Source organism: Massilimicrobiota sp. An80, assembly GCF_002159255.1.
GTDB lineage: Bacteria > Bacillota_I > Bacilli_A > Erysipelotrichales > Coprobacillaceae > Allocoprobacillus > Allocoprobacillus merdigallinarum.
Genome location: NZ_NFHI01000070.1, coordinates 1 through 8,863, shown reverse-complemented (window position 1 = coordinate 8,863; position 8,863 = coordinate 1). Strand labels below are relative to the sequence as shown.

Genomic DNA, 8,863 nt, shown 5'->3' with positions numbered 1-8,863 from the left:
TGTTGGCCTCAAGTGCATAATAGATATGCTTTGTCAAAGTACATTTTTTCATGTCAGGACATCCGTTGCAGACATATGGAGGCTTAGAAAGCCTAGGGCATATTTCTTCCACATAGCTGTCGCATTCGTAGATGCAGCGCGTACAGGATCTGCAGAGCTGAGATTTCATAACAGGACAGTTGTCACAGGCAGAATTACGTTCCTTGCATGTATATCTGTAAAGACAGTTATTGAAGGAACGACCAAATGCACCAGTTTTACGAACAGAAAGATTGTTTTTGACCTCTTTAGAAATGGTAGTACAATCCTTATCGAGTTTTTTGGCAATGGCCTTGAAAGAATCGTTATTTTTTAGACCATTTTCAATTGTGATTCTATCAAGAGCAGTTAAATGTTTCTGATTAGCCATGATGAGCACCTCCAGTAGAAGGAATACCCACTATTATTATAAAAGTTTGCAGAATTAAATTCTATCATTGGATTTGTAAAATTAAATTCCATATAAATTGATTTAGGGATGGAATTTAGTTTTTCAATTTACGATCTATAAACTTTTCATAAATTACATGTAAAGCACGATCTAAAATAAGAGCTCCACTTGTTATAATATAGAAATCAGGGTGAATCTGGTCAGATAGGTGTACAACACCCTGATAAGGACGACCACTACATAAACCAAAGAGATACCCTTGATTTTGATAATTTTGTATAGCTTGACAGTCTTGAATTGAAATTTGTGGATTTCTTTCTTGGAAAAATAAAGTGTGATCAATATCACTTGCTAGAGCCTGCAACATCATAACCTCCTTTTGAATCGTTTCTACTTTATAGAATAATGTATCAAATCAGTCTTGTCAAAAATAAATCTTTTTCATGTCAATCAAAACATGATATGATACATATAAGGAGGAGAACATCATGAAACCAAAAATACATTTTACAGCACCATATCATTGGATTAATGATCCTAATGGTTTAATTTATTATAAAGGAAATTATCATATTTTTTATCAGCATTTTCCATATGAAAATTTTTGGGGAACAATGCATTGGGGACATGCAACGACAAAAGATTTTATTTATTTTCAGCATTACCCTATTGCCCTATATCCATCAAAAATTTATGATCGCAATGGTTGTTTTTCAGGTTCAGCTATTGAAAAAGATGGAAAATTATATCTTTATTATACGGCTATTCGCTATGCGAAAGAAAATCCTGAGTATGTACACATCCAATATAGTGATGATGATTTGATTGCATCACAGGCATTAATGATATCTGATGATGGTTTTCATTTTGATAATAAGGATGGAAAACAAAAGATTATTGATGTCATAGAAGATAAAGCTTTAGGAGATGTGAGACATACAAGAGATCCTAAAGTGTGGAAAATGAAAAATGGGAAATATGCTTTAATTGTAGGTAGTAAAGTTCCAAGTGAAACAGGCTATTGTGGAGAAGTTTTATTATATGAAAGTGAAGATGCTGTTCATTTTACATATAAGAATCGTTTTTTAGATGATCGTATTGGTGATATGTGGGAATGTCCTGATCTGTTTGAAATCAATGGACAATACTTTATGATTTTTTCGCCAGAACATATTCGAGATTCACAGCCAGATAGTGTTGCTGTTATAATGCCAGTCAAATTTGATGAAGAGACTATGACAATTACAAAACAGGGAGATTATATGTATCTGGATTATGGTTTAGATTTTTATGCGCCTCAAACTTTTCTAGATGAGAATGGTCAGCGCACAATGCTAGCTTGGATGCGTATGCGAGAACCAGTTGAAAATGAATCATGGACAGGATTATATATATTGCCAAGGGTTTTTGAATATAAAGACCATCATGTTTATCAGTCAGTACATCCACATGTTCAACAATACTTCCATCGTCAAGTAGACAGTGTCAGTTTGAAAGAACCATTTTATATGCATGTCAAATTATACTCAAATAGTCAAATTTGTTTAGGTGGCATGAAGCTTTTTATACAGGATGATTGCTTATGTTGTGATAGAATGGAAGTTTCCATTCAACATGATAAAGTTTGTAATGTGAATAAAACACCACCATTAAATGGACATTATGATTTAGAAATTTATTATGATTATCATATTTTTGAAATTTATATCAATGGTGGATATTATGTACTGAGTCAAATTGTCTATGACATCAATGATCATATTGATTATCAAAATGTAGATATCATAGAGATGAAAATGAATTAATGAAAAAAGATTCTAACGATAAGTTAGGATTTTTTTATATGATAATCAATGACATTTGATTTATGATAGCTTATAATAAAATTATCAGCTTGCCCCTTCCCTTGCAAAAATATCGGGGGGGGGGGGTATATAATAAAAAAGAAAGAGGAGGGATGATATGATAGAAATACGACACCTGACAAAAAAATATGGAGATTTTAAAGCAGTCGATGATGTTGAACTGATTGCTGAAAGTGGAAAGATTACCATCCTATTAGGACCTAATGGAGCAGGAAAATCAACCACAATTAAGAGTATAGCGAATCTTTTAAAGTTTGAGGGGAGTATTGACATTTGTGGTTATGATAATGCCTCAATTGAGGCGAAACGATGTTTTGGATATGTGCCAGAAACACCAGTTCTCTATGATTTATTAACTGTTGAAGAACATATTGATTTTATTGGTCATGCCTATCAGATTGAAAACTATAAACAAAAAGCAGAAAAATATTTAGAATTATTTCAATTGACTGAAAAAAGAAAGAAGATGGCCAAAGAATTAAGTAAAGGTATGACACAGAAATTAAGTATGTTATTGGCCTTTATGATTGAACCAAAAGCATTATTGGTGGATGAGCCAATGGTGGGGTTAGATCCAGCAAGTATTGAAGAAACACTTAAATTATTAAGAAATATAGCTGATAATGGATGTGCGGTTTTGATCAGTACACATATTATTGATATTGTCAGTGATATTTTTGATGAAGCATATATTATGAAAGAAGGACATATTATCAAAAGAATCAAAAAAGATGAACTTCAAGAAGAGAGCTTAAAAGATTACTTCTTTGAATTAACTGAAGGAGAATAGTATGAAATCATTATGTTTATTATGGTTTATGAAAACAAAAGCGACAGTGAGAAATCTCTTTAAGAAGCCATCAAGTGCAATCTTTACGATCTTTATTGTTCTTTTATATGGTTTTGTATTTTATAGTTTCTTATTTTTGCCAAAAGATCAAAGTTATATGGTTGTGAATTTTGAATTGCATTCATCTATTTTACTATTTGTTGGATTTTTGGCTTTAATGTTATTTTCTACGATGCTTTCTTCAAGAAAAGCTTTGTTTTCTGGAGAAGATGCTTATTTCTTATTTAGTGGACCCTTTCATAAAAAGCAAATTATGACATTCTTAACATTTCAAACTTTTTTGCAATCCATATTGTTATCATTTTTTGCATTGATTTTCTTTATTGGTATGAATATGGGAATCAGTGTAGATTTTGGATTTATAGGACTAGCATTACTAGGTAGTATGTTAACTATTATGATCTTTCTTGTTTTTATTGATTATAGCTATATTTTATCAATAGGTGATCAAAAATATAAAAAGATAAACTATATAATCGCAGGAATATTTGGGATTGTGCTGGTGATTATTTTAGGACTGACATATTTAGAAACAGGAAGGATTCAAACAATTATGATTGATTTTATTGAATCACCACTGTTTTATTTTGTACCTGTTTTTGGTTGGTTAAAGTTGACTTTGATTTCTTATGTGACATCTCAAATGGGTATGGTTTGTTTAGGATTATTGCTTTTGGTTATAAGTTTAGTCATTATCTATCTATTATTTATTACTTACAAAGGTGATTTTTATGAACAGGCATTACAAGATTCATTAGAGTTATCTAAACAATTAAAAGAATTTAAAGCAGGTAATCAGGATGCATTAAGAAATGTGAAAGTGAAAAAAACCAGCGTAAAAAGGTTTTATGATGGTGCTTATGCAGTGTTATCAAAAAATCTATTATTGATGAAAAAGAAAGGGAATATAATCTCATGGAATGATATTATTTCCATAGGTATTTATTTGGTTATAACTATTTTTTCTGATTTAGGATTTGGTTTCTTTATCTATATGATGATAATCTGGTTATTTATGATGATGCAAACCAGTGATTTAGTAGGTGAATTAAAAAATTATCAGATCTATCTTATACCTGATAAACCCTATAAAAAGCTTATTGCTGTGATGATTCCAACTTTTATGAAAGTATCCATCATTGGAACTTTATCTTTTATTGTTGTGGGAATGTATTATCATGAAACATTTTTAACCATTTTCATGTATCTGATTAATATGTTTGGTTATATTTTTATCTTTATGAGTGCCAGTGTGCTGACAATACGATTATTAAAAAGTCGTACAACACAAGTCTTTGAAAACATGATGCGTATGTTGATTATGATTGTCAGTGCTTTACCAAGTGTTATATTAACAGTGATTTTTATGATGACGAATGCATTAACGCCAACGGTTCTTACTATGCTTTCAATGGCCTCATTAGCAATGAATTTTATATTAGCGCTTATTATTCTATGGGCATGTCAAGGTATGATGAATGGCAGGGAGTTAAAGAGTGAATAAAATAGATTTAACAGATATGAAAATCAAATGGAAAAGAAAAAATCAAATTCTTTTTTCAAGGGAAAGTGCCTGTTTACAGGATTTGTTGGCAGATATCAGAAAGCAATCTCATCAGACCCTCGTTTTGTGGGCAATGAAATTTGTGGAAGAAATCGTCATCACATTAGAAAATAAATATCCAGATGACAATCGACCTAGAGTCGCTATTGAAAAAACACGTCAATGGGCAAGAGGAGATATCAAAATGCCAGAAGCCAAAAAAGCTATACTTGCTGTACATGCAATGGCTAAAGATATAACAGATGTATCAGATCAGGCTTTATGCCATGCGGTTGGACAGGGTTGTGGAACAGTTCATGTAGAAACACATGCGATAGGACTGGTTGTCTATGAATTAACAGCTATTGTCAGAAGGTATGGTATTGATGACTGTGAGCAGATGTTAATCAAAAGAATCAATGAATATCAGACATATCTTCTAGAATGTGCTAAAAAGACACATCAGTATCAATGGGCAAAATTTATTAGTGATGATCCTCATGCGAATAAGGAATATTTATTAGGACTAAAAAAAGGATAAGTTTAAAATACCCCGTTATGAAAATAGACAAATAACGGGGTTTACTCTTATTCTTTTAATAGTTTTTGATGTAAATATTGAATCATATGTTCAATTTCTGCTTCATTTAATGAATAATAAATACGATTATTCTCTTTTCTAATACGAATAAAATCTCCATCCAACAAAGCATCCATATGATAAGAGATTGTTGGAGTTTTGAGATTCATAGCTTTCGCAAGTTCATGACCATACATAGATTTCTTTTTCAACAAAGTTAAAATTTCAAACTTGGATTTATCACTTAAGACTTTTAAAAAGTATTCTAATTTTTGTTGTTCACTACGTGATTCATGATATGAAGTTAATGCTGTATTTTCTAGACCTGCTCCTATCAATAAAATATAATGATAATCTTCAACCATTAATATAAGCCCATTGTAATTAACAAAAGTAGGATAAATAGAGATAGGTGTTTCATCTATTTTTAAACCAATATGTCCAAAAAATTGATTTAAGTCATCTTGATTGATATTGTGAGTACAGTTAAAAAGCATGGGATTATAATCAATAGATTGATAAATCTCTTGAAACTGTTTAAAGATCTCAAATAATCCATGAATCATTTTATTAGGATGATAAAGTGTTTCAATCAAATCCAATTTAGCTTCATTATCAATAGATAGTTTTCTAATACTTTCAATATAATCATTTTGAAAATCAATAAACTTTAAAGTATCTTCTCTTAATTCCTTTGTATCAAAATGTGTAAATTTTTGAATGAGTTCTTCTTGCATATGATGTTTTGGAAATTCACTCACAAAGAAAAATGCATTTAAAATAAAATCAGCCAAACATAAAATTTCATTATTATCTAATTGATATGATTGAAAATAAGTTTGCAGATTTTTTATTTTTTTAGCTTTTCTAACGAATACATCATGTTGTTTTTTTAGATTTTGAAAGTGTTCATTTTTTTGTTTGATATCTAATGAAATGGCTTTTGGACCATTCACACATTCAAATCCTAAATCTCTCCATTCCTTATACCATAAAGGTTCATTATATATTGTCTTTTTCATCTTGATCAATCACCTCATCAATAGAGTTATATAATAGAATTCCTCCTATTATCATAACAAATATTCCTGTAAAAATAAAAATATTTTGAATAGAAAATAAAGAACTTAAAAAACTCATAAAAAATGAGACAAGAGGAATGGTAGAAACACCAAAAGAATTCATAATCGCACTAAAACGTGCTAAATAACTTGAGTGTACTTTTTGTAAAACCATGATTTGACCATACATATTAGCAAAAACAACAATTATACCAAATAAAATAGCCAGTGTTGCAATAAGCAAAGATTTGATTATTGTGATAGGGATATAAGAGATAAGTATAGACATGATATAGAAAAAACTCGCTCCAGCAAATAAAGACTGTATCATTTTTTTAGCATTCATATAAGAACTGATATAGGGATAAAGAGTCGCTCCTAAAACACTTCCTATACTAAAGCCCATTGATAAGTAAGCAACCATCTGTGGACCACTGTGATAAACTTCAACGCTTAATGCACTGGAAAAGGCATTAATAGGAACTAAAAATGCATTGATACAACAACAAATCAAGCAAAGATAAATCAATGACTGTTTTGTTTGGGTATAGTGAAATCCTTCTTTTAATAAAGAAATCGTTGATTGCTTTTGAATATTTGAATTATCATGAAAATGAATATGACCAATCATAAGACCACTGACTATAAATGAAAGACAATCAATAATAAAAGTGATCATGATTCCAAAGCTATTTAATAAGATGCCAGCTAATCCCATACCAACAATTTCTAATGATTTAGATAGTGAGGTATGCAAAGATTGTGCAATGTCATATTTTTCCTTGGGAACTAAAGAAGCAATCATTGGTGTAGAAGAAGGAACTCTTAAGGTTTCTAAAATAGAAATCATAAATGTTGTGAACATAATGATATAAACATTTAATTGTTGAAACATATAGAAAAGAATAAGGAGCATAACTAATAATGAACGTAGAAAATCACTTAAAGCCATGAGCCTTTTTTTATTTCTTTTTTCAATAAATGCTCCCATAAAAGGTGTCAAAAAAATAGTTGGTAAATAGTTAATACCAAAGTTAAAGGCAGAATACATAGCATCACCAGTGATTGCATAAACAAGCCATGTTAAAGCTAAAGCATCAATAGAGTCACCAAAACGATTGATTCCAGTGGCAATGGCTAACTTTAAGAATTCTTTTTCATTTTTTAATGTCTGATATTTCATAACGCCCCTCCTTCATTAGATAAATATCTAATTATATATTCAGTATATATAAAATTATAACGGTTGTTAGATAAATGTCAATGTTTATATTAGATTGTTATCTAATGTATAAAGAATTGCTTTTTTGTTTGATTTGGTATTTAATAAAGAAAAGGGGGCTTATATCATGACAGATGAACAGATCATCATGCTTGTCTTTCTTATCATTGCTGGATTAGGATTGATATTTACTTTTGTTGGAATATTCATCATATTATGGCAAAAAAGAAAGGTGAAACTTTGTCAAGAAATGACACATGGAATTGTTGTAGATTATTGTTATAGGGGAAATGGAGTGATTGTGCCAGTTGTGGAATATCATGTGCTTGGAGAAACTTATAAGAAAGTCAGAACATTCCGTGGCTATATCACGAAAAGTTGGAGAAGAGATGGAGAACCATATGTACGAGTAACAAAAAATGATTGTTTATCCATTGCAGGTGGCAGAATGGGAAAAAGTGATGCACAGAATATGTGGCCATTAGGATCAAATATGGCTGTTTATTATCATCCAATGAAACCTAAAATGGCTTTTATTGAAAAAATACCTGAACATCAGTCAATTATGGCTATGATATTTATTGGTGTTGGCATTTTTTTGATTATATTATCAAGCTTTTTAGTATATGTTATAAAATGATGAAAACATTCTATATATCAGTTAATTAGCGAACCAACTTAGAAATATTTTTAAGTTGGTTTTTTGAAATTACTTTCAAAATAGGGATATTTTGTTTTTATTTTTGAAAAATTTTGAAAGTAAATTCTAAATCTTTTAAGAATATTGTCAAATATTTTCGATAGAAGTATAGTGTGATTATACAAGGAGGGAGAAAATGGAGAAACTAAAAAATCAGTTAATTGTTTCATGTCAGGCAATGTAAGATGAACCGTTACATTCATCTTACATTATGTCAAAAATGGCTTTAGCTGCTTATCAGGGAGGTGCTAAGGGGATACGTGCGAATAGTGTTGAAGATATTAAAGCTATTCAACAAGAAGTCAATTTACCAATTATTGGTATTATTAAAAAGGACTATCCGGGTAGTGACATTTATATTACGACAACCATGGATGAAGTTGACGCATTAGTGGCTGCAAATGTTGAAATTATAGCTATGGATGCAACCAGTCGATTAAGACCAAATCAAACAACTTTAGCAACCAATGTCATTAAGTTAAGGACTGAATGGCATTCGAGGGTTATATTGCAAATATACCCTCTCTCTTTTTTTATTATTTTTCAAAGAAAAGTATTGACATTGCTACGATAGTGTGCGGCCTATTATCAATTTTTTATTGATAATAGGCC

General features: G+C 30.4%; 9 protein-coding genes and 1 pseudogene. 6 read left to right on the top strand and 4 right to left on the bottom strand.

The window, feature by feature from the left end; translation table 11 throughout:
* On the bottom strand, positions 1 to 409 hold a 409-nt coding region (locus B5G32_RS12800), incomplete at its 3' end, for a helix-turn-helix domain-containing protein (RefSeq protein ID WP_143746652.1).
* A gap of 115 nt (positions 410 to 524) precedes the next feature.
* Positions 525 to 797 (bottom strand): HAD family hydrolase, encoded by a 273-nt coding sequence (locus tag B5G32_RS12795; RefSeq protein WP_158094028.1) that lies wholly within the window; start codon positions 795 to 797, stop codon positions 525 to 527.
* 121 nt (positions 798 to 918) lie between these two features.
* On the opposite strand from B5G32_RS12795, the gene B5G32_RS12790 reads away from it, so the two are divergent.
* The 4 genes from B5G32_RS12790 (at position 919) to B5G32_RS12775 (ending at position 5,229) form a co-directional block, all read left to right on the top strand.
* Positions 919 to 2,235, top strand: a complete 1,317-nt coding sequence (locus tag B5G32_RS12790; protein WP_087936874.1) for a glycoside hydrolase family 32 protein — start codon at positions 919 to 921, stop codon at positions 2,233 to 2,235.
* A gap of 157 nt (positions 2,236 to 2,392) precedes the next feature.
* The gene (locus B5G32_RS12785) at positions 2,393 to 3,085 is read left to right on the top strand and encodes an ABC transporter ATP-binding protein (protein ID WP_087243664.1); all 693 of its coding nucleotides are present in this window, start codon (positions 2,393 to 2,395) and stop codon (positions 3,083 to 3,085) included.
* A 1-nt stretch (position 3,086) separates the two neighbouring features.
* Positions 3,087 to 4,649 (top strand): putative ABC exporter domain-containing protein, encoded by a 1,563-nt coding sequence (locus tag B5G32_RS12780; RefSeq protein ID WP_087936873.1) that lies wholly within the window; start codon positions 3,087 to 3,089, stop codon positions 4,647 to 4,649.
* Complete coding sequence (locus B5G32_RS12775; protein WP_204209734.1) at positions 4,642 to 5,229, top strand: putative immunity protein; 588 nt, start codon at positions 4,642 to 4,644, stop codon at positions 5,227 to 5,229. Before B5G32_RS12780 ends, B5G32_RS12775 begins: the two co-directional genes overlap by 8 nt.
* A gap of 47 nt (positions 5,230 to 5,276) precedes the next feature.
* Here B5G32_RS12775 and B5G32_RS12770 read toward each other — a convergent pair whose 3' ends face one another.
* Together B5G32_RS12770 and B5G32_RS12765 are read right to left on the bottom strand one after the other, a co-directional pair.
* Positions 5,277 to 6,290 carry an ArsR/SmtB family transcription factor gene (locus B5G32_RS12770; protein ID WP_087936872.1) on the bottom strand — a complete coding sequence of 338 codons (1,014 nt, stop codon included), beginning with the start codon at positions 6,288 to 6,290 and terminating at the stop codon, positions 5,277 to 5,279.
* Positions 6,271 to 7,512 carry an MFS transporter gene (locus tag B5G32_RS12765; protein ID WP_087936871.1) on the bottom strand — a complete coding sequence of 414 codons (1,242 nt, stop codon included), beginning with the start codon at positions 7,510 to 7,512 and terminating at the stop codon, positions 6,271 to 6,273. The genes B5G32_RS12770 and B5G32_RS12765 overlap by 20 nt, the downstream gene beginning before the upstream one ends.
* A gap of 166 nt (positions 7,513 to 7,678) precedes the next feature.
* Between B5G32_RS12765 and B5G32_RS12760 the strand changes: the two genes are divergently transcribed.
* Positions 7,679 to 8,191, top strand: coding sequence for a hypothetical protein (locus B5G32_RS12760; RefSeq protein ID WP_087936870.1), 513 nt, complete (start codon positions 7,679 to 7,681; stop codon positions 8,189 to 8,191).
* A 196-nt stretch (positions 8,192 to 8,387) separates the two neighbouring features.
* Positions 8,388 to 8,711 (top strand): annotated as a pseudogene (locus B5G32_RS12755) (N-acetylmannosamine-6-phosphate 2-epimerase); the annotation flags it as partial.
* Positions 8,712 to 8,863 lie beyond the last annotated feature (152 nt).